The 22,222-nt window shown below is 67.8% G+C and carries 16 protein-coding genes and 1 tRNA gene; 6 read left to right on the top strand and 11 right to left on the bottom strand.

Annotation, left to right across the window (positions count from 1 at the left end; translation table 11 throughout):
* Positions 1 to 96 precede the first annotated feature (96 nt).
* Positions 97 to 819 (top strand): DUF3299 domain-containing protein, encoded by a 723-nt coding sequence (locus tag JCR33_RS08295; RefSeq protein WP_198881585.1) that lies wholly within the window; start codon positions 97 to 99, stop codon positions 817 to 819.
* 105 nt (positions 820 to 924) lie between these two features.
* Positions 925 to 2,922, top strand: a complete 1,998-nt coding sequence (locus tag JCR33_RS08290) for a methyl-accepting chemotaxis protein (RefSeq protein ID WP_211110159.1) — start codon at positions 925 to 927, stop codon at positions 2,920 to 2,922.
* Between the two features lie 85 nt (positions 2,923 to 3,007).
* On the opposite strand, the gene JCR33_RS08285 is transcribed toward JCR33_RS08290, so the two are convergent.
* Entirely contained in the window at positions 3,008 to 4,096 is a 1,089-nt protein-coding gene (locus tag JCR33_RS08285; RefSeq protein ID WP_198881583.1) for an energy transducer TonB, read from the bottom strand.
* A gap of 274 nt (positions 4,097 to 4,370) precedes the next feature.
* Positions 4,371 to 5,495 carry a type III PLP-dependent enzyme gene (locus JCR33_RS08280; protein WP_198881582.1) on the bottom strand — a complete coding sequence of 375 codons (1,125 nt, stop codon included), beginning with the start codon at positions 5,493 to 5,495 and terminating at the stop codon, positions 4,371 to 4,373.
* A 634-nt stretch (positions 5,496 to 6,129) separates the two neighbouring features.
* Between JCR33_RS08280 and JCR33_RS25280 the strand changes: the two genes are divergently transcribed.
* Positions 6,130 to 8,616: a cation:proton antiporter gene (locus JCR33_RS25280; RefSeq protein WP_198881581.1), complete on the top strand. Its 2,487-nt coding sequence runs from the start codon at positions 6,130 to 6,132 to the stop codon at positions 8,614 to 8,616.
* Between the two features lie 113 nt (positions 8,617 to 8,729).
* Positions 8,730 to 8,805, top strand: a tRNA-Phe gene (locus JCR33_RS08270).
* Between the two features lie 90 nt (positions 8,806 to 8,895).
* Here the strand turns inward: JCR33_RS08270 and JCR33_RS08265 are convergent.
* The 6 genes from JCR33_RS08265 to JCR33_RS08240 form a co-directional block, all read right to left on the bottom strand.
* Positions 8,896 to 9,960, bottom strand: a complete 1,065-nt coding sequence (locus JCR33_RS08265; RefSeq protein ID WP_198881580.1) for a tyrosine-type recombinase/integrase — start codon at positions 9,958 to 9,960, stop codon at positions 8,896 to 8,898.
* 267 nt (positions 9,961 to 10,227) lie between these two features.
* Complete coding sequence (locus tag JCR33_RS08260) at positions 10,228 to 10,557, bottom strand: DUF2190 family protein (protein ID WP_198881579.1); 330 nt, start codon at positions 10,555 to 10,557, stop codon at positions 10,228 to 10,230.
* Between the two features lies 1 nt (position 10,558).
* Positions 10,559 to 10,789 (bottom strand): gpW family head-tail joining protein, encoded by a 231-nt coding sequence (gene gpW, locus JCR33_RS08255; protein WP_198881578.1) that lies wholly within the window; start codon positions 10,787 to 10,789, stop codon positions 10,559 to 10,561.
* 2 nt (positions 10,790 to 10,791) lie between these two features.
* Positions 10,792 to 12,579, bottom strand: a complete 1,788-nt coding sequence (locus JCR33_RS08250; RefSeq protein WP_198881577.1) for a prohead protease/major capsid protein fusion protein — start codon at positions 12,577 to 12,579, stop codon at positions 10,792 to 10,794.
* Positions 12,569 to 13,894: a phage portal protein gene (locus JCR33_RS08245; RefSeq protein WP_232372442.1), complete on the bottom strand. Its 1,326-nt coding sequence runs from the start codon at positions 13,892 to 13,894 to the stop codon at positions 12,569 to 12,571. Before JCR33_RS08245 ends, JCR33_RS08250 begins: the two co-directional genes overlap by 11 nt.
* 65 nt (positions 13,895 to 13,959) lie before the next feature.
* Positions 13,960 to 14,505, bottom strand: a complete 546-nt coding sequence (locus JCR33_RS08240) for a hypothetical protein (RefSeq protein ID WP_198881575.1) — start codon at positions 14,503 to 14,505, stop codon at positions 13,960 to 13,962.
* 430 nt (positions 14,506 to 14,935) lie between these two features.
* Between JCR33_RS08240 and JCR33_RS08235 the strand changes: the two genes are divergently transcribed.
* Entirely contained in the window at positions 14,936 to 15,235 is a 300-nt protein-coding gene (locus JCR33_RS08235) for a hypothetical protein (protein WP_198881574.1), read from the top strand.
* Here the strand turns inward: JCR33_RS08235 and JCR33_RS08230 are convergent.
* The 3 genes from JCR33_RS08230 to JCR33_RS08220 form a co-directional block, all read right to left on the bottom strand.
* Entirely contained in the window at positions 15,210 to 16,979 is a 1,770-nt protein-coding gene (locus JCR33_RS08230) for a phage terminase large subunit family protein (protein ID WP_198881573.1), read from the bottom strand. The two genes, JCR33_RS08235 and JCR33_RS08230, sit on opposite strands and share 26 nt — an antisense overlap.
* Positions 16,969 to 17,472, bottom strand: coding sequence for a terminase small subunit (locus tag JCR33_RS08225; RefSeq protein WP_198881572.1), 504 nt, complete (start codon positions 17,470 to 17,472; stop codon positions 16,969 to 16,971). The genes JCR33_RS08230 and JCR33_RS08225 overlap by 11 nt, the downstream gene beginning before the upstream one ends.
* Before the next feature lie 267 nt (positions 17,473 to 17,739).
* Positions 17,740 to 20,037 (bottom strand): phage/plasmid primase, P4 family, encoded by a 2,298-nt coding sequence (locus tag JCR33_RS08220; RefSeq protein WP_198881571.1) that lies wholly within the window; start codon positions 20,035 to 20,037, stop codon positions 17,740 to 17,742.
* Positions 20,038 to 20,683: 646 nt separating this feature from the next.
* Here JCR33_RS08220 and JCR33_RS08215 point away from each other — a divergent pair.
* Complete coding sequence (locus JCR33_RS08215; RefSeq protein ID WP_198881570.1) at positions 20,684 to 22,222, top strand: sensor histidine kinase; 1,539 nt, start codon at positions 20,684 to 20,686, stop codon at positions 22,220 to 22,222.

The raw sequence follows: 22,222 nt of genomic DNA, 5'->3' as shown, positions 1-22,222 counted from the left end.
CCCGCGACAACCGAGGCGCTGCACGGCGGCCGGCATGGGCCTATATCGGGTGGGTGCGGGCCGCCGCCCCACCAGTTCGATGTTCGGGAGACGGCGATGGGTGCCTTCCTACTGAGGTCCGCGATGGCGGCGGCAGCGGTGGTCGCCATCGTCGTCGTGGTGCTGGCGCTGTGGTCGCCGCCGACGGGGCTGTCGGGCCGCGGGGCCGGCGGCCAGGCGCAGATCAGCGAAGTCCCCGCGCCGACCGACGGTGGCGACCTCGCGCCCGTCTCCGACGCCGCCGGACCGCATCAGCTGATCCGCTACGAGATGCCCCGGCCGAAGACGCTGCCGCCACTACGCGCGGGCGCCACCGACCTCACCTGGCAGGATCTCTGGACCGACGGCACCCTCACCATCGACGATGGCGGCAAGGATCGCCTCGGCACGCCCGGCAAGGACCTCTTCCCCGACGGCTCCACGGCGGAGGACATCTCGAACTTCTTCCTCGACATCGCCGACATGCGCGCCCTGCAGGCGAATGTCGGCGGCATCCGCCCCGACCTCGACGGCAAGCGCGTGCGCCTTGCCGGCTACACCACGCCGGTGGGCTTCGGCCCGGAGGAGACGTCGTTCCTGCTCGTGCCGGAGCTCGGCGCCTGCATCCACGTTCCGCCGCCGCCGCCCAACCAGATCGTCTACGTGGAGAAGGCGGCGACCACGCCGAACATGTTCGCCCCCGTGTGGGTCACCGGCACGCTGCGGGCAAAGCCCGTCGCCACCATCCTCGCCGACGTCGGCTATCAGCTCGAGGACGTGGTCGCCGAGCCCTACAACTAGGCCGGCAAGGCTGACCAAAGCAGTCTCGCGCATAGCTCACCGGGCGGTCCGTTCCTCGAAGCTGCGGTGAGTGCAATGGCGATTGTGAGTCGTTTGCCCCTCTGGGTGAAACTTGTCACCGTGACGACGGTGGCGATGGTCACGATGGGCGTGTTGGTCACGCTGTTCGCGCTGTTCGAAATGCGCGCCACGATGACCGATCAGATCCTCGCCATGCAACGGGAGAATCTGCGCGTCGCCGCCAACCTCCTCGCCGGCGAGGTGGAGGGCGTCAGCTTCCAGGAGAACAAGAGCGGCGGCATCTCCCGCCTCACCGTCACCATGTGGCCGGCTCTCGCGAGCAAGTCGGAGCCCGATCATTCGTTCATCGACTATATCGGCAAGCTGACCCGCCAGACCGCCACCATCTTCGCCTACGATCCGGCCCAGAACGACTTCGTCCGCCGCACCACCAACATCATCAAGCCCGACGGCCAGCGCGCGGTCGGGACCGTGCTCGGCAGCGCCAGCGCCGCCTACGCCCCCATCCAGAGCGGAAAGCCCTATCTCGGCACCGCCGTCATTCTCGGCACCTCCTACCAGACGCTCTATCTGCCGATCTTCAGCTCCTCGGCGAGCGTGCCCAAGAACGCCGCCGGCGTCGCCGGCATCCTCTATGTCGGCGTGCGCGACACCGGGCTGAGCGCCCGCTACAACGAGACCGCCATCGGCCTGGTGCTGATGAACGCCGTGCTGATCCTGCTCGCGACGCTCGCCGCCTGCGCCATTTCCTACGTGCTGCTTCGCCCCCTCGGCACCGCGGCGGACCAGATCACCGCCCTGTCGAACGGCGAGGTCGTGGACATCACGGTCAACCGTCAGGACGAGGTGGGGCGGATGCAGGCCGCGCTCGGCAAGCTCGCCGTCACCGCCGAGCGGGCCTTCCGTCAGGCGCAGATGATCGAGCAGTCGAGCCAGGCGGTGCTGACGGCATCCGCCGACGACGAGCTGCGCATCGACTACATGAACCCCTCGGCCGGCAAGGTGTTCGCCGACCTGCGCCGGCAGGACCCCAAGCTGCCGGCCGAGATCCGCGGCGCCCGCCTCAGCGCCGTCCACCCGCGCGGCGCCGAGATCGAGCGCATCGCCCGCGACCCGCGACAGCTTCCCCACGTGGAGCAGTTCCGCATCGGCGAGGAGGTGGCGATCTTCCGCCTCTCCGCCCTCACCAACCGCGACGGCACCTATGCCGGCCCCAAGCTCACCGTGATCCCCGCCACCCAGCAGGAGCGCACGGCCACCCAGTTCGAGACCGACGTCGCCTCGCTGCTGCGCAACGTGGAGGAATCCCTCGACACCCTGAAGGCACGCACGGCGGCGCTGGAGGAAGCGGCGAACTCCGGCACGCTCGACAGCGGCGAAGCGGCCCAGGTCGCCACCCAGACCTCCGAAGCGGTGCAGACGGTCGCCTCCGCGGTCGAAGAGCTCAACGGCTCGTTCGCCGAGGTGGCCGAGCGCATCAGCGTCAACGCCGCGATGGCGCGCGAGGCGGCATCGGCGACCGAAGGCGCCTCCGCCTCGGCGCGGGCGCTGGAGGAGGCGGGACAGCGGATCTCCGACGTCGTGAGCCTCATCGCCGACGTCGCGGCGCAGACGAACCTTCTCGCCCTCAACGCCACCATCGAGGCGAGCCGCGCCGGCGAGGCCGGCAAGGGCTTCGCCGTGGTGGCGAGCGAGGTGAAGAACCTCGCCGAACGCGCCGCCAACGCCACCACCGAGATCTCGACGGAGGTGGCGCGCGTCAACGCCGCCGGGCACAGCCTGCTGAAGGCGGTGGAGAACGTGCAGGTCGCCATCCGCAACGTCGACGAGGTGAGCACCGCCGTCGCCGCCGCCGTCAACGAGCAACAGGTGACGACGGACGAGATCGCCCGCACCGTCCACAACGTCGCCGAGAGCGCGAGCCGCGTGCAGCGCCTGTCGCAGAACGTCAACACCGCCTCGGGCAAGACCGGCGAGGCCGCGGGCGAGGTGAGCCGCGTCACCGACGATCTCGACCGGGCCGGCCGCGAGCTCGGCACCCGCGCCCAGAGCTTTCTGTCCTTCGTGCGCAAGGCCGCCTGAACGGGCCGTCGCTCGTGGGCGCCCGGAGCGAGGGCGCCCGGAGCGAGACGGACGAGCCGATGCCGCGCGGGACTTGCCGTCCGCCTCAGCGCGCGCGCAGCGGGATGAGGACCCGCAAGGGATCCTGCACAACCGCCGGGGGAAGCGGCGGATAGGGCGCTTCCCGCGCCGCCTTCAGCGACGCCGCGTCGAGGGCCGGACTGCCGGAGCTCTGCATCAGCTCCGCCGACTGAACGCGACCGCTGCGCTCGATCGCCACCTCGATCACCACCACCCCCGAGCCGCTGACGGTGCGCATGGCGCTGAAGAAGCCCGGCGCAATGGCACGGCGCACGGCCTCCGTGTAGGCGACCTGGGCCGCTTCGGACGCCCCATCGCTCTCGCCGCTTTCCGACGCCGTTCCCTCCACCGCCGCCTGACGCTGCGGGTTGGGCATCGGCACGACCACGGTCTCGGCAACGGTCTCGTCGGGTGGCGTCCGCTCCGAGAGGGGCTCGGTGTCGTCGGACGGCTCGTCCGCCGCCGGGGAATGCTCGGCCGGATCCTGAAGCGGCTCCGTCGCCGTGCCGCTGGTGGGGCCGTCCCAACTCGAGGCCTCGGGGTCGAGCGCGGCGAGCGGCATCGGCTCGTCCGTCTCGCTCGGGGCGCCCTCGGCCGCCTCCGTCTCGCTCGCGGCGTCGTCGGACGCGGGCTCGTCCGTTTCCCGATCGTGCGCCGCCTCGCTGGTGGTTTCGCTCTCCGCCGGCGCCGCCGTCGCTTCGGGGGTTGCGGCCGTGTCGGTCGGGGGCGTGTCGGTCGGGGGCGTGTCGGCGTCGCTCTCGGTGGCGCCACCCTCCGGGCCCGCCGCGTCGCTCCCTTCGAGCGCGTTGGGGGTGCCGAGGTCGAACCGGACGGGACTCGCCGGCGCCATGGTGTCGGGGAGACCGGCGGGCGCGCCTGCCTGACCTGTCTCGGTCTCCGCTTCCTCACCCTCGGGCGCCGACGCGGGCGCGGGAGGCGGGGCCTCCTCGCCCTCTTCGCCGTCCTCCGGCGGAAGCTCCACGATCTCGATCGGGACGGGCTCCACCTCCGGCGTCTGCGGAACGGCGTCACCCTCCCATAGGACCGCTACCACCAGCACCACGTGCAACAGCACGGAGACGACGATCGCGGCGGTCATCCCACCGCGCTTCATGACGGTCCTCCTTGCCACCGGCTCGTCCCGCTCTACAGGGCGCGGGCCCGCCCTGCCAACCGCCAACGCGGCGGAGCGACGATCCGTCGGGGGTTCGGCGGGCGAGCCCGTCGGGCCGCGCCTTGCGAGCCCGAGTCGGGAAGGGAACCGTCTCACGTCAGCGCGACCGGAGCGCCGCTGCGGGCCGAAAAGGCGGGCGCCCAACGCAGAAAAGCCGGGCCGCTCCCACGAGCAGCCCGGCGAAAGGGCGGTGACCGACCGCGCCGACCAGAGTTCAGATCACGTACGACTGCAGCGGCGGGAAGCCGTTGAAGGCGATGGACGAATAGGTCGTCGTGTAGGCCCCGGTGCCGGCGATCAGGAGCTCGTCGCCGATCTCGAGGTTCACCGGCAGCGGATAGGGCTTCTTCTCGTACATCACGTCGACCGAATCGCAGGTCGGGCCCGCGAGCACGCACGGCGTCGCCTCCCCGTCCCGATGCGACAGGATCGGGTAGCGGATCGCCTCGTCCATCGTCTCGGCGAGGCCGTTGAACTTGCCGATGTCGAGGTACACCCAGCGGATGTCGCCCTCGGCCTTCTGCGAGATCAGGATGACCTCGGACTTGATCACGCCGGCGTTACCCACCATGCCGCGGCCCGGCTCGATGATGGTCTCCGGCAGACGGTTGCCGAAGTGGCTGCGGATCGCGTCGTTGATCGCCTGGCCGTACTCGCCCTCGCCCGGGATCGCCTCCAGGTAGCGCGTGGCGAAACCGCCGCCGAGGTTGACCATCTTCAGCTCGATGCCGCGGTCGGAGAGGATGCGGAAGATCTCCGCCGCCGAGGCGAGCGCCGCGTCCCAGGCGTGCGGGTTCTTCTGCTGCGAGCCCACGTGGAAGGACACGCCGTAGGCCACGAGGCCGGCCCGATGGGCATGATCGAGCACGTCGACGGCCATCGCCGGGTCGCAGCCGAACTTGCGCGAGAGGGCCCACTCGGCGCCCTCGCCTTCGCACAGGATGCGGCAGAACACCCGGGCGCCGGGCGCCTGGCGGGCGACCTTGTCGACCTCGGCCTCGCAGTCGACCGCGAAGAGGCGCACGCCCCGCGCGAAGGCGGCGGCGATGTCGCGCTCCTTCTTAATCGTGTTGCCGAAGGAGATGCGGTCGGGCGAGGCGCCGGCGACAAGCGCCATGTCGACTTCCTGCACCGAGGCGCAGTCGAAGTTGGAGCCGAGCCCGGCGAGGAGATGGAGGATCTCCGGCGCGGGATTCGCCTTCACCGCATAGAAGATGCGGCTGTCCGGCATCGCCCGCTCGAAGGCGAGATAGTTGTCGCGCACCACGTCGAGGTCCACGACGAGGCAGGGGCCTTCGGGACGGGTGCGTCGGAGAAAGTCGAGGATGCGGTCGGTCATCGCAGTAACCCCAAAGTCAAAGTTACGGCGTCGGCGCGGCGTTCGTCGGGCGCGCGTTGGAGGCGTGCACCGTCGTCTTCCGTTCCGATGGCCCCCGCGGTTCTGGCGGGGACGCTTCGCGTCACACGATCCGCGCGCTCGGATAGCCGAACGGCGGGGCGATTGGACGGTCGGCACGAAGCCTCGCGTCCCGTGATGCTAGCGCTTTGGTCTGGGGGGAGCCGTGCCCGATCGCGGGGACGGCTGCGGCCCGAACCGCACGCCTGGCAAGGATGTAGTCGCCTCTTCAGTGACCCCGGCTTTTGGACAGCCGGAAGAGACCAAGGAAGCCCTCTACGTCGTTGCTTCAAGTCGCGCTGCGCTCGGTGAAACCGGCGGCTCCTCACCGCCAACCTTCCGACGCAGGGTCCGGTTCAATCCGGAAGACCGGTCATGCCCCACTTTGCGGACTGAGGATCCCTCCCGACCGCTCGGTGTGACCGGCACGCGACCACAGGCACGTGCGAAATTGGGCAGGCCGGATATGCATTGGCGGACCCCGAATTGCAAGAGGGGCCATGTGAAAAGTGCGCTATTTCGCCAGCCCCCCTCAAGTCCCTTTGCGGGCCGGCGTCCTTTGCGGCAAGAGACGGCCATGACCCTCTCACTGGTGCTTGCGGCACTCGCCATCCTCGTCGTGTTCATTGCGGTCACCGAGGCGACCGCAAGCCGCCTCGCCTTGCCCCAGTCGGTGATGCTCGCCGGGCTCGGCATGCTTCTCGGCACCTTCGCCACCTTCGGCGACGAGGTGGGCGCCCTCGCCCCCGTCGCGCTGCTGTTCCGCGATCTGCCGCTCTCGGCCGACACGATAACGCTCATCCTGCTGCCGCCGCTGCTCTTCGACGCGGCCCTGCGCATCGATGCGCGGCGCATGCTCGACGACGCGGCCGCGATCTTCCTCCTCGCGGTCGTCGCGGTGTGCGTATCCACCTTCGCCGTCGGCTTCGCCCTCGCCCCGCTCGGGGCCCAGCCGCTCGTCGTCTGCCTGCTCCTCGGCGCGATCGTCTCCACCACCGATCCGCTCGCCGTCCTGTCGATCTTCCGCGACGTCGGCGCCCCGGCCCGCCTCGTGCGCATCGTGGAGGGAGAGAGCCTCCTCAACGACGCCGCCGCCATCGCCCTCTTCACCATCCTCGTCACCGCCGCCTCCACCGGCACGGTGAGCTTCACCGACGGCATCGTGGTGTTCCTCCTCACCGGGCTCGGCGGCATCGCGGCGGGCTTCGCGATGGGCGTGGTCGGCTCGATGCTGTCCGCCCTCACCCGCCACCATCCGGCGGCGACGATGTCGATCAGCCTCGCCCTCGCCTATCTCAGCTACATCGCCTGCGAGCAGCTCCTCGGCATCTCCGGCGCGATGGCGGTGGTGACGGCCGGCCTCGTCACGGCGGAGCGCGGGCAGTCGGGCCGCGCCCCCGCCACCTGGCGGCACGTGAAGGACATCTGGGAGCAGCTCGCCTTCTGGTCCAACTCGCTGGTGTTCGTGCTCGCCGCCTTCCTGGTGCCGACCCTCCTCACCCGCTTCGACGCGACGATGGCGCTCGCCGTCGTCGTCCTCGTGGTCGCGGCGTTCGGAGCGCGGGCGCTCGTCCTGTGGGGCTTTCTGCCGCTTCTCCAGAAGGCGGCGCTCGCCCAGCGCATCTCCAACCGGGCGAAGACGCTGCTGTGGTGGGGCGGACTGCGCGGGGCACTGACCCTCGTCCTCGCCCTCTCGGTCACCGAACACGCCACGATCCCGGCCGACGCGCAGGAATATATCGCGGTGCTCGCCACCGCCTTCACCCTCTTCACCATCCTCGTCAACGGGCTGACGCTGCGCGGGCTCACCCGCCTCCTCGGCCTCCACCGCCTCAGCCCGTTCGACCGCAGCCTCGGCGAGGGTGCCCGCGCGCTCGCGACCAACACCGCCCGCGCCACCGTCGCCTCCGCCGCCACGAGCTACGGCATCGCCGCCCCGGTGGTCGACGAGGCGCTCGCCGCATACGACGAGGCGGCCACCAGCGACGGCGCCGTGCCGGTATCGGCGCGCCAGCGCCTGGCGCTCGCCCTCGTGGTACTCGCCCAGGCCGAGCGCGCCGCCCTCACCCGGCACGGCGAGAACGGCTTCGTCACGCCCCGCGTCGCCGAGATCCTCAACCGCGAGGCCCAGCGCATCCGCGAGGCGGCCCGCCAGTCGGGACGATCGGGCTATCTGCGCTCGTCCGCCCGCACGCTGGGCTTTTCCGCCGACTTCCGCCTCGCCCTTCGCCTCCAGCGCATCCTCGGCCTGCGTGGACCGCTCTCGACGGTGCTCGCGGAGCGCTTCGAGCGGCTGCTGGTGCGGCGGATCGTGCTCAACGAGCTCCGCCCCTTCTGCGAGGACCGCATCGCCCCCGTGCTCGGCCGTCGCGTCGCGACGGTGTGCCGGCGGATCCTCGACCGGCGCAGCCGCGCCGTCCGCAACGCTCTCGACGCCCTCTCCCTCCAATATCCGCGCTACGCCGCCGCCATGGAGCAGCGCTTCCTGGAGCGCGTCGCACTACGGGCCGAGGAGCACGAGTACCGCATGCTGCGCGAGGAGGGCTTGATCGGCGCCGAGATCTCGACGGCCCTCGACGCGCATCTTGCCGCCGCGAGCCGGCGCTTCGCCGGCGCGCTGAAGCTCGATCTCGGCATCGACAAGCGGACCCTGCTCGCGGGTTTGCCGATCTTCGCCGATCTCTCCGACAGCGAGCTCGCCGAGATCGCCCGCGTGCTGCGGACGCGCTTCGTGGTGCCCGGCGAGCGCATCATCCGCCGCGGCGACCTCGGCGACACGGTGTTCTTCGTCGCCTCCGGCGCGGTCGAGGTCGACACGGGCAACCAGCGCATCCCGCTCGGCCGTGGGGTGTGCGTAGGCGAGCTCGCGGCCTTCTCCGGCGCCCCGCGCAGCGCCCACGTGACGATGCTCGGCTACGGCGAGCTTCTGGTGCTGCAGGGCCGGGCCTTCCGCACGCTTCTGGAGCGCAACGCCGCCATGCGTCAGAAGATCGAGGCGATCGTCGCCGAACGTGGCGGCGGCGAGGCCGGCCGAGGCGCGCTGGTGCCGGCGCTGGCGTCCTGAGCGTCGAGCCGGCGCAGCGGCATACGGGGGCGCGTCAGAAAAGCGGCACGACGGTGCTGGACAGCCCCGCCCATGCCCCTTATAAACCCGGCCTCGACGCCCCTCGGCGCGTCGCCCAGGTAGCTCAGTTGGTAGAGCATGCGACTGAAAATCGCAGTGTCGGTGGTTCGATCCCGCCCCTGGGCACCATTCATTTTCCTACCTCAGTGTTTTCAGGGGCTTAGGTGGCGGTTTTGTCCCACCGTCTGCCAACACTTCGAAAAGTGGGACACTTTTGTCCTACTTCCGTTCCGCCGTCATGCGCTTCAAGGCGCTTTCCGCGCGGGTCTTCTGGCTGGCGGCGCGAGTGTATCGGGTGACTTCCTTCGAAGTCCGATGACCCGTTATCGCCATGATCTCGAATTCGGTGCAGCCCATTTCTGCGAGCCGCGCGGCGGCGGCCTTGCGGAGTCCGTGGACTGAGCATTGGGGCAAGCCCGCTTCGTCGCACCATTTGCGGAAGCGGTTGCCGAAACCGTTCGACGTGAAGGGCCGATTGAACGCCGTGACCAGGAACGTCAGGTCCCCGGTAGGGCTGGCGTCGATGATCCGCTGAAGGTCCTGCACAATGGGAATTTCCTGACGGACAGGCGAGCGGTTCCGGTTCTTGTGTTGGGTGAAGACCAGCCACCCGTCGCGGACGTGCTGTTTGCCAAGCTGCACTAGATCGGAACGCCGCTGGCCCGTGTAGAGCGCCAGAGCGAGCGCGAGCCGCGCCATGGTCCCCACCGGGTGCGTTTCTTCGAATTTCTCGATTTCGGCCAAGGTCCAAGAATGGAATCCGTCGGCGTTCTTTGGGCTGAGATATTCGATTTCGGTTGCCGGGTTCCGGTCGTGAAGATCATAGCGGACGGCGAATTTGTAGAGTTGGCGAAGCGCCTTCACCATGCCGTTCGCGGCTTCGGGGCGGTCCATCATTTCGTCGCGCCGCGCCCGGATGTGCTTCGGCTGGAGCAAAGCGAAGGGCTTGTCCCCGTCGTTCTTGTGCTGACAGAAGCGGTCCAGAATGCCCCGGCGGACCTTCTGAGTCCGGGGGTCGAGTTCCCGAAACATGGCCGATTTGTAGTATTCCGCGTAAAGGAACCGCACCGAACCGGGAATGACCTGCCCCACCTTGGGCGCGGACTTGGCCTTCGATTCGCCCGCAAATGCGGTCTTGTAGGCGGCAAGAAATTCCGGGGAGCCTATAGGGCTGGGAAGCCTGATTTTCTTGCCATTTCGGCGGAAATAGAGGCGGACATTGCCGTGGCGGTCCACGTCCTCCACAACGTATTTCAAGCGTATCTTCATGGCGTCCCTGGTCATCGTCATTCGTCCCAGGGATTGTGGTTCACGTCCCCGTCGCTGGGCAAGGCTTCGAAGCATCGGTCCAGAGCGCGCACGTCCCAGACTTTCCGTCCATCGATCCTCTTCGGCTTGGGCATTCGCCCATCAGCCACCATTTGATCGAATTTGGTCGGGCTCACGTCGATGTAACCGGCCGCCAGGACACGCGACAGCCCCCGCTTCGTGGGCGGTAGGACTGCCAGTTCCCGGTTTTGGGTATGATCGGCCACGCCCAAGGGGGACGCGTCAGAACGCGCCGTTCAGGCGGACGCGGACGCTCGCCGCGCCATTGCCGGCGGCGGTGACGGCCACGCCGACTTTCGTGTTCCCGCTCGCCGTCGTCGTCACCAGCCCGTCGCTGGAGCGCCAGTAGACGGCAGCGCCCAGGGTGATGTCGTCGGCGGCCACCTTGGGCATGTCGAAGATGCCCGCCGTCACCAGTACCAGCGGGTCCCCGGTTTCGGCGTCACCCGCCGCGATGCCGAACAGGCTGCCGATTTTCACGCTATCCCCGCTGGTGGCAGCGGCGGCGGCGGTCACGGTGATATTCTCACCGGCTTGAACGAAGTTCTTCATTTCAGAGTCCTTTCGAGGTCTGGAATCGGATGGTGTGCGGGGGCTTGTGCGCCCCCGCCAGTTGGGCTTCGAGGTCCGCCACATACCGTTCCAGCGCGGCGCGGTTCGTGGGGCGATACTCCACCCGCTCGCCGTTCTGGTCGGTAACAGCGACGGCTTGCGTCCCCGTCAGAAGCTGGTGAAGCGCCTCTTGCGCCTCTTCCAGCCGTTCAGAGGTCGTCAACACGGCCACGGTCAGCTTCCTTCGTGGAGATACGCGCCGCGCCAGTCGAGCCAGCCCGCGCCGAAGTCCAGGAAGGCGCGATACTTCATGCCCAGGGTGTCCCAGGCTTCCGTCCGCTGAATCTGGATGCCCTGGGCGGACGACAGATAGGCGTATTGCATGGCCGCCAACCGCGCCGGATCGGCGAAGATGTAGACCGCATCCCCTTCCAGGCGGGGTTCCACCAGAAGCGTCATCTTCGAAGCGGCCACGTTCACTTCGTCCGATTTCGTCGGGTAGGTTTCCGCCAGGATTTTTTCGGCCAGGGTCTCGATTTCCGGCCCGACGATCATGAAGCGCGGGGCCGCGCCGACGATGGTCTTGCCGTCCATGCCCTTGACCGTCCGCATGGCTTGCCGCGCGTCCGTGAACACGTCCACGCCCGCCGAACCGATGGCCCCGGCGGAACCGCCGCCAGCATTGCCCAGGTTGCCACGGGTGGCGTCGAAGACCGGGGTCCCGTCGCTGAGGTTCGGATTGCCGGTCAGCAGCGTGACTAGGATGTCCGCTTCGGTCTGGGCCGCCGCTTCGCCCAGGGCCGCCGTCATGTCGCCCAGAAGGCCCAGATCGTCGTCGATCATCAGCTTCCGGGAAACCGTGACGCCCCGAGCGAAGGTCTTCAGGCGCATGGTCTCGCCGCTTTCGGCGCGGCTGGTGTGGGTGATCTCACCCGACTCGGCGAGTTCTTCCAGGCGGCCCATTTCGCCCAGGCGGATGGACGTGGAGTCCTTGAAGTTGGGAAGCGTCCGCTGGCGGCAAAGCGTCTTGAGCGGGGACTCGGCGGCCTTGTAGGTGTCCAGCGCCACCTTGCCCATGGCATTGCTTACGGTCAGGGCGAAGTCGCTGGTGGTGTGCTCACCGGCCCGCGTGAACACTTCGTCCGCCGACATGCCGCGCGTGGACACCCCCGCACGGGTCAGGGAGTCGACGGCCATGTCCCGAAGGCTGAGGTTCAGGAAGGGACGCACGTCTTTGGCGGGTTCCCCGCCGCCGCCCATGCGGAAGGCCAGCGCGTCGGACTGGCGGCGGATGATCGTCGCCGGATCGTCGTTCGCGGGGGCATGGGACCGGATGATCGGGGCCGCGCGGCGGCGGTCCTGCACGGCGTCGACGATTTCCGCCTTGGCGCGGGTCATGTCCGCGCCCGCGTCGATCAGGTCGTCCGCCACCTGGGCGTCCAGGCCAGCGGTTCGGACCAGGGCGCGGATGTCGTGGCGGCGGGTCTGTTCCGCCACATCCCGCAAAACGGTTTCGGTAGCTTCGGGCATGGGGGACTCCTCTTGATGCCTCAGACGAGCGGACGGGTCCGCCGGATTGCTGGTCAGGGTGACTTCGGTAATCGTCCATGCGGTCGGGCTCTTCACCCGCCCCGCCTGAGTCTGTTTCTCGGTCCACCCGGCGACGCGGTATCCGATGGACACCCCCGTCACCGTGCCGTCCGCGATCCGCTGCACCACGGGCGCAACATCTTCGGCGGACGACAGCCAAAGGACGGCGACGACAGAGTCGCCTTCCACGGCGATGGACCGGACCCGGCCCAACTGGTCCCGGACACTGGCAGTCCGGTGAGAGTCGAGGACCGGAAGGTCAGCGGCGGACAGGTCCAGGGTGGCAGCCATCAACACTTCAAGGAAAGGCCCCCGCGAGTCGCGTCGGGGCACGGGAGTCGGCGACGCGATGACGGCGGACACCGTTCGCGTTGCCGGATCGAAGCTGTTCGGGCGCGTCTGGGCGGCCCGCGTCAAGGCGTCAGTCGTCATTGGGGGACTCCGGGGTTCTGGGGCTGAAGGTCAGCCCCAGGTCGCGTTCGCGGGCATGGTCAGCGGCGATTTCCTCGTCCAGATCGTCGGCGTTCCAGCCCAATTCGTTGACCGCCTTCGTTCGGCTGGTCAGCCCCAGGGCCAAGGCTTCCTTCATGGCCGCCAAGTCCTTCTGGGGGTCCACCTGCATCGGGCGGGGCATGATCCATTCCGCCGCCAGATCGGGGGTCAGGTCCAAGCGCCCGGACAGGACTTCGGCAACAATCCACCGCCGCCAGACAGGCCGCAGGAATTGCGGGACGAGGGTTCCGTATTGCGTCTGTTCCACCCGCGCCCGGAATGGCAGCAGGCCCGCCCGAAGGCTGGAATAGTTGGCGTTTGTCAGGTCCCCGGACAGAAGGTGTTCGGGCAGCCCCAGGGCGGCAGCCAAGGCTTGCAGGTTCATCCGCAGGAAGGCAGGCGAGTCCTTGGCCGCGTCGGGGGCAGAGAATTTCACGTCGATCCCGGCGGGCAGGACCTTCAGCGTTCCGGGTTCCAGGCCCGTGTCCATGATGCTTCCGGCTTGGTCGCCGTCGAAGGGCAGCCCGCCCGTGGCGTTTAGATCGGTGAGGAAGCCCGCGAACATGGCGCTGGTCTTCGCACCCACCAGCAGGGCGTCCATCAACTGGTCCAGTTCGGAAGCGGACAGGACCGCCGGGGCCAGCCAGGACAAGCCGCGCACCTGCCCCGCGCCCAGAGGGCGCATGATGTGCAGCACGTCGGCGGCGTCGAAGCGGATCGACGGGGCGTAATCGGTGAAGGTGGAATGCGGACGGTGGGGCAGAAGCCAATAGGCGACACGGCGGCCCTGGGCGTCGAATTCCACGCCGCTCACGATCATCCGCCCGCCACCAAGTTCCGCCGTCTTGGCTTCGTCCAGTTGTTCGGGCGCGACGGTCTGAAGCCGCAGCCCGTCCCCGTCGTCGTGAATAATGACCAGGGCTTCGCCGTCCACGATCAGGTGACGGGCGATGTCCCGTTGCAGCCCCCAGAAGTCCGTCCGCCCCGCCGCGTCGGCGTCGTCCGCCCAGGTCTCGAAAGCACGACTTGCGGCGCGGCGGGTGTCCGCATCTTCAGCGCGGGGCGTCGGACGGATGCCAGCCCCCACCAGCGCGGCGGACCAGTTGTCCACGCCATTGGACAGGAAGGGATTGTTGGCGGCGAGGTAACGGGCGCGGGACCGCGTGAGCGTCGCCCCCGCCGCCACTTCGGGATTGATCGGCCCGAAGGTGCCGAAGCCGCCGCCCCGACGCCCGCCAGCGGCGGCGTCGATCATGCGACGCGCCGGGGTTTCAGTTGTCCGAAACAGTTTCGGGAGTCGAGGAAGGCGGAAGGCCATGACTATTCGGCCTCCAGAACGGACAGGACGGGCCAGATCAAGTCCGACACGGGCAAAGACACGGCGGCATAGAGGACGCGGCCCGCCATGAGGATTTGGTCGCTCACCGGGTTTCGGGGTTCATCCGCGCGGCGAAGGCCGCCCAGATATTCCGGTTCGTCGGCGTCCCGGCGGCGCGTGATCCGAATGTCCAGTTGCCAGTCTTCGCCCGCCGCAGTTCCGGCAACGGCTTTGGCGATCATCGTCCCCGGCTGGTGGCCAGCCTCCCCCGTGATCGGTGTCTTGTTGAGATGGGCGTTGAATTTCCATAGGACCGGCCCCTTGAAGCCCGCTTCCATAAGGGCTTGCAGGACACGAAGCTGGGCGATCTTGACCGCGCCAAACGTGGCGGTCTTGCCTTTCGATACTTCCACGTCAGACGTGACCATGCCCTGTTGCACGATGGCCCGAAGGCGCTGATAGCGGGCTTCCCGCTCTTGCAGGTCGGCGATTCCATCTTGGTCCGCCAGATGGTCGGCGATCGCTCGAAGCGTTAGTGTTTCAGCCATGTTGGGTCCCTTCGCGGCGGTTCGGTCGGCCCAAAACATACATTAGGAGATTAAAATCTGCAAGTAAATTTGCAGGGTTTTATCTCCTCATGTAGAAGTGGGGCACGGCGCGTTGGACGCGCGTCGCTTTTCTCAGACGTTGAAGGGGAGTCGGGGGCGGTTTGCGAGAGCCGCCCCCGGCCATTCGAGGATGCCGGACAGATCAAAGCATCAAAGAGCGAAGGCGCGGGTCTACTACAAGGTCCACCGGTGCGGCCTGTTCTTCCGATCGTGCCCCAATCCCGCGCGTGGGGTGCCCAGATACCGCGTCGTCACCGAAGACGGTAGACTCGTCTGGTGGGCTCACCAGATCGGGGACGTTGAACGCTATGTGGACAAGGCCGCGCCCAAGAAGTGGACGGATTAGCCGTCAGCCTGCTATTCAGGTGGCATGGCCACCCGTGAAGAACACCAGCAGATTGCAGACCGCCTGAGCGACGTTCTTCGCGGCGCGGCTTTCGCGCAGCGGGCCGAAGGTGAATTGGCCGCGATCCAGATCGACGCCAACGCCATGGGGCTGGTCCAGACCGAACGGGACTATCTGCACAAGGCGATCACGTCCGTCCGCGCCGCCCTGCGACAGAAAGGCCCCCGTGGGGACAACAAGCGACGGTTCGCGCGCGAAGACATTTCCAAGTTTGCCAGCGTCGGGTCGCTCTTGAACATCAACGATCAAGCCAAGCGGACCTGACGACAGGCGGAGTTCGCGCGGGGGCGGCTTTCGTCGAAATTTCCGCTTCCCGTCTGTCCAGGTCAACCCCGACAAGCGGGCGGACGGCTAGGGCATACACCATGCAATCCAGGGACTCGGCCCGCCGCCCCGCAATCCGTTCCCAGACCCGGACAGGTGCCCCCCGCTTGTATCGGACCAGCCGCCGTTCCGCCGCCAGTTCTTCAAAGAACCTGTCTTCCAGGGTGTCGCTGAATCTCACCGTCCGCCCGCGCGACAGATGGCTGGCAAGCGTGGCCTTCAGCCCGTCCACGCCCAGGATGAACAGGCGGGACCCGCGCGTCTCGCTAGCCTTGATACCGGGCCGCGCCCCCGGTGCCCCCTTGATGGCGACGATCCGGCGGGCAAAGCGGGGACGGCAGAAGGCCAGAACCGCGTCCATGGTCCCCCCGTCGCCCGCGTCCACCGCCACGGCGTCCAAGCGCATGGTCCCGCCGCCGGGGTGCGGCCATTGCCCCCGAAGGAAGTCGTCCAGTTCCGCCCAGTTGTGATCTTCATGGGGGCTGCCCCAGATGACATGCTGCCCCAGGACGAAGAATTCGGTCTTCCCGTGCCCCAGGATCACGATTTCCAGCCGGTCCCCTTGCACATCGACTCCGGCGGTCAGGACCAGCACGTCACGGGGCAGCGCGTCCAGGCCGAACCGTTCCCGCCGCGATGCCAGGGCGGTTTCGTCGATCTCTTCCACCGCCTCTCGCCAGCCTTCGGCCAGGATCGTGTTGACGAAGGTTTGAAGCTGGTCCGGGTGCCCCTTGGCCGCGATGAATTCCGCCGCAAGCTTGCCCCAGGAAGCGTTTGCCAGCGTCGAAACAAGGGCGTTCAGCCGGAAGCCCGCATGGCCTTCGATTTCGGGCCGCATGGCCCGCCACGCCCCCGCCTCCACCATGCCCGCCTTGTGGCGTTCGTCGATCAGGGACTCGCAATGGGGGCAGCGGAAAGCCGCCGTCTGGGGCTGGTCAGGCTGCCATTCGATATGTCGCCACTGGATTTCGGCCATGGCCCCACAATCCGGGCACGGGACTTCGAAGACCCGCTGGTCCGATTGGGCGTAGGACCGCAGCACGTTCGACGTGTCCAGAAGCGTCGGGGTGCTGCCCAGGATGATCTTGCGATTGGCGAAGCTGAGGGTCCGCCGTTCGGCCAAGGTGATCGGGCTGCCTTCGGCGGACGGTTCCATGGCGTCCGCTTCGTCGATCAGCAGTACTCGGACGTTGTGGCGGCGCAGGTTCCGGGGGCTTTTGGCCGCGACGATCTTCAGGGACCCGCCGGGGAAGCGGCGCGACAGAAGCGTGGACCGCCCGCCTTCGTCCGCGTCGGCAGAGATAAGCCCCCGCAAGCTGGGCGTCGCGTCGAAGATCGGTTCCAGATCGGAGACGACATAGTCTCGGGCGTCCGCTTCCGTGGGCAGAAGGGCCAGGATCGGGGACGGCTCATTGGCGACGTAGGACGCCAGCGCCCCGGTGAGCAAGGTCGTAAACCCGACGCGGACGGGCTTCACCAGCGTCACACGCTCGACCAGCGGGTCGCTGACTGCCTGGGCAATGCCGCGTTGATAGGGCCAGAGGGTGACGCGCCCAGGGAGGGCAGAGACGCCTTCGGGAAGCCGCATGTGGGCTTCCATCCAATCCCCCAGGGACAGGCGCGGAGGGGGCTTCAGGGCGGCCAGAGCACGGGCGCGGGTGGCGGTCAGGATGTCAGTCGTCATGGCTTGCCTCTTCGAGCGCGTCGCGGACTTCGCGGTCGATCATCTGCACGTCATGGGCGGTCAGATGCCCAAGCCGCTGTTGAACGCGGGCGGGAATTGCGAGCATGGCGGCGCGCACGTCCCGAAGGACCGATGCCCAGGCGGACTCGACTTCGGCCACGGGGACCAGCGCCGCGCGGGTCTTGGCATTTGCCAGTTCGATCTTCTCGGCATTGGCGCGGGCCAGCCGCAGCTTTTCGGCGTTCAGGTCCGGGTCCGTGAATTGCCGCCCCCGCTGCCCCGCGCGCAGGTGCTCCACATAGGCGCGGATGGTGAGTTGCAGATCGAAGCGTCCGTCCGTCCGGGGCATGACGCCTTCGCGGGCCAGCGCATGAATCCGGGCGGTGGACAGGTTCAGCCATTCCGACAGTTCGGCGGCGGTCACGGTCTCGCCGGAAGGGGCTTCAGTGCCACCGCCCAGGACGGCTTCGATTTCGGCGTCATAGGCAGTCATGCGCGCCCCGTTTTCTAGGATTTCTGGAAATTCCAGAGTGAGCCGGAACGCGGGAATTGGATTCCCGATTCCAGAAATTCTGGAGTGCGTGAAAAGCCGGGGCTCCGCGTCCCCCGCGACGCGCCGCCCCCAGGAGGGACCCGTGCGACAAGTGCGACATGTGTTCCATATGAGCCCCTAGTGCCGGGATTTTTGGTGTTTTCGCGCGCGTAAGGCGATAATTGGACGACATGTCGCACATGTCGCAGATCAAGGGATTTCAAAGGGTTAGAGGATTTCGAAGTCATCGGTGAAGTCCTCCTTCTGCACCCGGAGTCCGCGATACCCACGCCCCCGAATTCCCAGAGTGTCCTTGATCGCGTCAAATCCACGCTGAGAAAGCGTCTCCGGGAAAGTCCGCACCTTCGTTCCGGGGTGTTCCCTGTTGTCGAAAGCGTAGTCACTCCACGATTTCCAGAGATTTGCCGTCGTGTCCGCGATGTGCTCCCCGGTCTCGCAGCACTCTTCAATCCATTGGGCGAAGATGTCCTGTTCGTCGAAGTAGGCTTCCGTTGCGCGCACCGCGACTTCCGGGCGAATGAGACCGTACGCTTGCCAGTCCAGACACCCTTCGATCATCCACGACAGAATCCCGGACCATTCCACCTTCAGCTTCTCCGGCAGATCGGCGTCCTTCGTCGCCGGGGGATGATCGAACGGCAGGATGATGAAACGCCGCCGCATGGCTTCGTCCACGTTGCTCAGGGTCGGTGCGTTGTTCCCGACGATGGTGAGCTTCAGTTGCGGGACGAATTCGAAGCTGTTCTGGCGCATGAAGTTCGCCGTGATCTTGTCGCCGCCCGTGAGCGACTTGATACGGCTCTCGGCCCAGGCCCGCCCCTTTTCGGTCTCCGACGCCCAGGCGAACCGTGCGCCGTCCAGGCGGGCTATTTCCTGTTTGTGGGCTTCATGCTTCTGGGCGGTCAGAGTCGACGTGTCCACGGTGATGGAATAGTCGCCCAGGATGTCCGCCGCCGTGTTGATGGCCGTCGATTTCCCGGAACCGCCGCGCCCGTAGACGAAGACCAGCGCGTGTTCCTTGGTCTCGCCGGTCAGCCCATAGCCGCACCACGTGCGGAAGAACCGGATGGCGTCCGCGTCGCCGCCCAGGGCTTCGTCGAGGAAGGCCAGCCACCGGGGACAGTCCCGCGACGGGTCGAACCGCTCCCGAGGGATGGGCGCGGCGGCGGTCAGGCGGGCGATGTGGTCCGCCGGATCACCGGGGCGAAGAACGCCCGTGCGAAGGTCCACCGCCCCCCTGGGGGTCCCCAGAAGCCACGGGTCCGGATCCCAGCCCCCGGCGATGGCAAATTCCCGAACCGTCCGCGCGGCGCGCTCGATAGCTTCCCAGGTGTGGACCTTCCGAAGCGCCTTCGCCTTCGGATCGTTGTCCGCCATGTCGGTCGCAAGCCGGCGGGCGTAGTGGTGGGCGAGCTTGGTTTCCTCCCGCCGCCAGGAATTGCCGTCGAAGCGGAACCAGCTTCCCGCCGCATGGTCGAACCGCAGTTCATCCTTGTAGGCCGCCGTGAAGGCCCGGATCACGCCGTCTTCGTCCAGTTCGAAGTCGTCGTCCGTCCCCGGCGGGTCTTCGCCCAGGATGTAGGCGGCTTCCACGTCGGGGTCGTCCAGGTCGTCGAAGAGCGCGATGACTTTCGCCCCTTCGCCGGTAATCCGCGCGCTTGCGTTGTGGACGGCACGGTCTTGTTGCCGGTCTCCCGCGCGGTGCCACCAGTCGCCCGCGTCGCCGTCATCCTGGGCGATGTCGTCTCGGACTTCCTCTTCGCCCTTCCCCTCGCGGAATCGGTCACAGAGGAACTTGAAGGCGATGCCAGACCCGGACTCGTCGCCACCCTTCGGCCCGCTCTCCCCGGCGGCCCGCTTGAACGCGGGACCGTGCTCGCGGACCAGCCATTCCAGATCGGCGCGCTTCACGGTGCGGATGGTCGACCCGTCGCCAAGCTGGTCTTCGGTGACGGTGAAGTATCGTCCACCCAGGAACAGGGCGATTTCAGTATGACCGCCCAGGGAGAATTCGGCACCGCCTTTCGGCGTGACCAGCCCCGCGTCCCGCAAAGCGGCCATGTCCGACTCCCGACAAAGGAACAGGATGTGGGCACCCGTGCCGCTCGGGGACCGTTCGGTGTAGCTGTTGAAGCGGTCCACCACGGCGGACGCCCAGGGGGCCAGCTTGTCGCCGTCCAGGCACCCGTCCAGATCGACGCCACACAGCCGCCAGCCGCGCGCTTGGGGAACGGGCGCGAACATGACGCCCACGCCGACCTTTCCCACCTTCTCGCGCTGCCAGCGGGCATTCTGGGCGCGCTTGTGCGCGGCTTTCCGGCTGCCCCAGGTGTCGGGGCTATCGGACTTCGCCGCGCACCCCGTGGAGGGGTTCACGGGCAGTTTTCGCCCGTTGCTGTTCTCCCTCCACGCCACCCAGATCGGGGCTTCCTTCAGGTCGCCCAGGGAGACGGCAGGGTTGCCCTTTCTAGGTTTGTTGTGGTATTTTAATACCGCGCCGGTCATGGTTTTGGTTCTCCTTCGATGGCTGGCGAGAGAGCACAAGTTCGCCTTCCGCCGTCCAGGTCATCACCCTGGGCGGCGGTTCTCGTTTCAGATGGGAATTCGGTGGATCAGCGGGCTTTTCGGTGGGACACTTTTCCCGAAAAACCCTGAAAGTTCATGGGACTTTTGACTGTCCCACTTTCCGTTATGCTATTGTTTTTGGGCGGTTTCTGCATTCCGCCCCTGGGCACCATTCCCCCCTTTGGCACCTCTCTCTCCCGCCAGTGAACGCCGGCGATGAAAAAGCCCGGGCGCTGAGCCAGGCTTCCGGCGCGTCCCTGCGCTCTCGCGGGATGTGGTGGGGTGCGGTGGGGTGTCGGCGCTCGGGCGCCTCGAACACGCCCGAGAGAACCCTTGCCGCGCACGCTTGCCGGCACCGCGTGAGGTAGGCTCGAAGTCCGTGCGGGTGGCGCCGCCGGCGGTGATCGCGTCCCGGTCGGCCGGGGGTCGATGCCGGCAAGCGAGGCTCTGCCGCGCAACAGATCGAACCCTTCATCGAGCGGCGGCGTTCGCTTACCGTGGCGGACATGATCATCAGTCGCTCACCCGGCAGCCCCCTCGCGCCTGACCCGATGCGCCCGTGCGCGGCGGACCGGACGGCGGCGCGATGAGTGTCGAGCCGAACACCGAGGCCTTGGCGGCGCCGCCGGTGCGCGCGCTCCGCCTCTTCGAGCGCCTTCCCCGCCTCAACCGCCTCTCGCTGCGCATCCAGGTCACGCTGCTGATCGTCGCGACCGTGCTCCTGACCCAAGCCATCTCGATCGGCGTGAACTTCGCCTATCTCAAGGCGCGCATGGAGCTCGACACGCGTGACCGGTCCGCCGGCTTCTTCCGCGTCGCCGTGCCGTCCGTCCAAGGCGCGCCGCCGGAACTGCGCCAGGCCGTCGCCCGCTCGTTCCGCAACCCGATGCGCCACTTCACCGTGGACGAGGCCCCCGCGCTCGATCCCGCCCTCGGCGACGTTCGCGATCCCCAACGCGCCGCGGTGGTGAGCGAATTCCTGCGCGGGCTCGGCCTTCCCGTCGCCGAGGTCGTCGCCGGCAGCCGAACCACGATGATCCCGATCCGCCCCCCCGGTCTCGCCTTGGAGGATCGCAACATCGTCCACCTCGGCGAGGGCACGAGAATGCTCGCCCTCGCCAACGAGCCCGACAACCCACCGCGCTGGGCCGTCCCCGGCGGCCTGGACCCGACGCCGCCCTCGCGCGCCCTGCGCGCGGCGACCTCCCACGTGCTGGCGCTGCGGCTCGAGGGCGATCCGACGTGGTACAACCTCGCCACCCTGCAGCCGTTCGATCCGCCGCTCGGCCCGCTCTTCCTCACCAGCCTGTTGACGTTGCCGATCGCCCTCGTCCTCGTCGGCGCCTCGCTCATCGTCCTGTGGCGGATCATGCGCCCGCTGCGCCATATCACCGTCCAGGCCGACAGGCTCGGCCGTGGCGAGCCCGCCGGCGACATCCCCGAGGAAGGCGGTCCCGACATGCGCTCCACCATCCACGCGTTCAACACGATGAGCCATCGGATCAACCAGGCGATCGACTATCAGGTCACGCTGATGCGCAGCCTCGGACACGACGTGCGCGGGCCGCTCGCGGCAATGTCGGCCTATGTCGACGCGGTGGAGCCGCCACCGACGCGCGACGTCCTGAAGACGTGCCTCGCCCAGGCCGAGCGCATCACCACCGCCATCATGACCTACACCCGCGCCACCATGCGCGACGGGGAGATCGTATCGGTCGACCTCATCTCCCTGCTGGAGGCGCTCGTCGAGGAGGCGGCCATGCTGGAGGCGGACATCACGCTCACGGTCGTCGACGAACCTTGCGTGCCCGCCCGCTACAACGCGCTGGAGCGGGCGTTGCGCAACCTCATCGACAACGCCTCGAAATATGGCGGCAGCGTCGCCGTCACCTTGCGGTGCGACCAGCGCTATGCCGTCGTCGAGGTCGAGGATTGCGGCCCCGGCATTCCGCTCGGCGACATCGACGATCTCTTCGAGCCGTTCGCCCGCGCCTCGGACACGCCCTCCGGCACCGGGCTCGGGCTCGCCATCGCGAAGACGATCGTCGTCGACCATGGCGGCACGGTGACGCTGCGCAACCGCGCCCAAGGCGGCCTCCGCGTCACCGTGATGCTGCCGCTCTGA

The sequence above is a fragment of the Acuticoccus mangrovi genome (assembly GCF_016411865.1).
GTDB lineage: Bacteria > Pseudomonadota > Alphaproteobacteria > Rhizobiales > Amorphaceae > Acuticoccus > Acuticoccus mangrovi.
This window is presented reverse-complemented; position numbering and strand designations above follow the sequence as displayed.

Excerpts from the sequence above, each read along its gene's own strand:
- JCR33_RS08295 (WP_198881585.1), top strand. The coding sequence starts at position 97 with ATGGGTGCCTTCCTACTGAGGTCCGCGATGGCGGCGGCAGCGGTGGTC.
- JCR33_RS08285 (WP_198881583.1), bottom strand. The coding sequence starts at position 4,096 with ATGAAGCGCGGTGGGATGACCGCCGCGATCGTCGTCTCCGTGCTGTTG.
- JCR33_RS08280 (WP_198881582.1), bottom strand. The coding sequence starts at position 5,495 with ATGACCGACCGCATCCTCGACTTTCTCCGACGCACCCGTCCCGAAGGC.
- JCR33_RS25280 (WP_198881581.1), top strand. The coding sequence starts at position 6,130 with ATGACCCTCTCACTGGTGCTTGCGGCACTCGCCATCCTCGTCGTGTTC.
- JCR33_RS08265 (WP_198881580.1), bottom strand. The coding sequence starts at position 9,960 with ATGACCAGGGACGCCATGAAGATACGCTTGAAATACGTTGTGGAGGAC.
- JCR33_RS08260 (WP_198881579.1), bottom strand. The coding sequence starts at position 10,557 with ATGAAGAACTTCGTTCAAGCCGGTGAGAATATCACCGTGACCGCCGCC.
- JCR33_RS08250 (WP_198881577.1), bottom strand. The coding sequence starts at position 12,579 with ATGACGACTGACGCCTTGACGCGGGCCGCCCAGACGCGCCCGAACAGC.
- JCR33_RS08245 (WP_232372442.1), bottom strand. The coding sequence starts at position 13,894 with ATGATCGACGCCGCCGCTGGCGGGCGTCGGGGCGGCGGCTTCGGCACC.
- JCR33_RS08240 (WP_198881575.1), bottom strand. The coding sequence starts at position 14,505 with ATGGCTGAAACACTAACGCTTCGAGCGATCGCCGACCATCTGGCGGAC.
- JCR33_RS08235 (WP_198881574.1), top strand. The coding sequence starts at position 14,936 with ATGGCCACCCGTGAAGAACACCAGCAGATTGCAGACCGCCTGAGCGAC.
- JCR33_RS08230 (WP_198881573.1), bottom strand. The coding sequence starts at position 16,979 with ATGACGACTGACATCCTGACCGCCACCCGCGCCCGTGCTCTGGCCGCC.
- JCR33_RS08225 (WP_198881572.1), bottom strand. The coding sequence starts at position 17,472 with ATGACTGCCTATGACGCCGAAATCGAAGCCGTCCTGGGCGGTGGCACT.
- JCR33_RS08220 (WP_198881571.1), bottom strand. The coding sequence starts at position 20,037 with ATGACCGGCGCGGTATTAAAATACCACAACAAACCTAGAAAGGGCAAC.
- JCR33_RS08215 (WP_198881570.1), top strand. The coding sequence starts at position 20,684 with ATGAGTGTCGAGCCGAACACCGAGGCCTTGGCGGCGCCGCCGGTGCGC.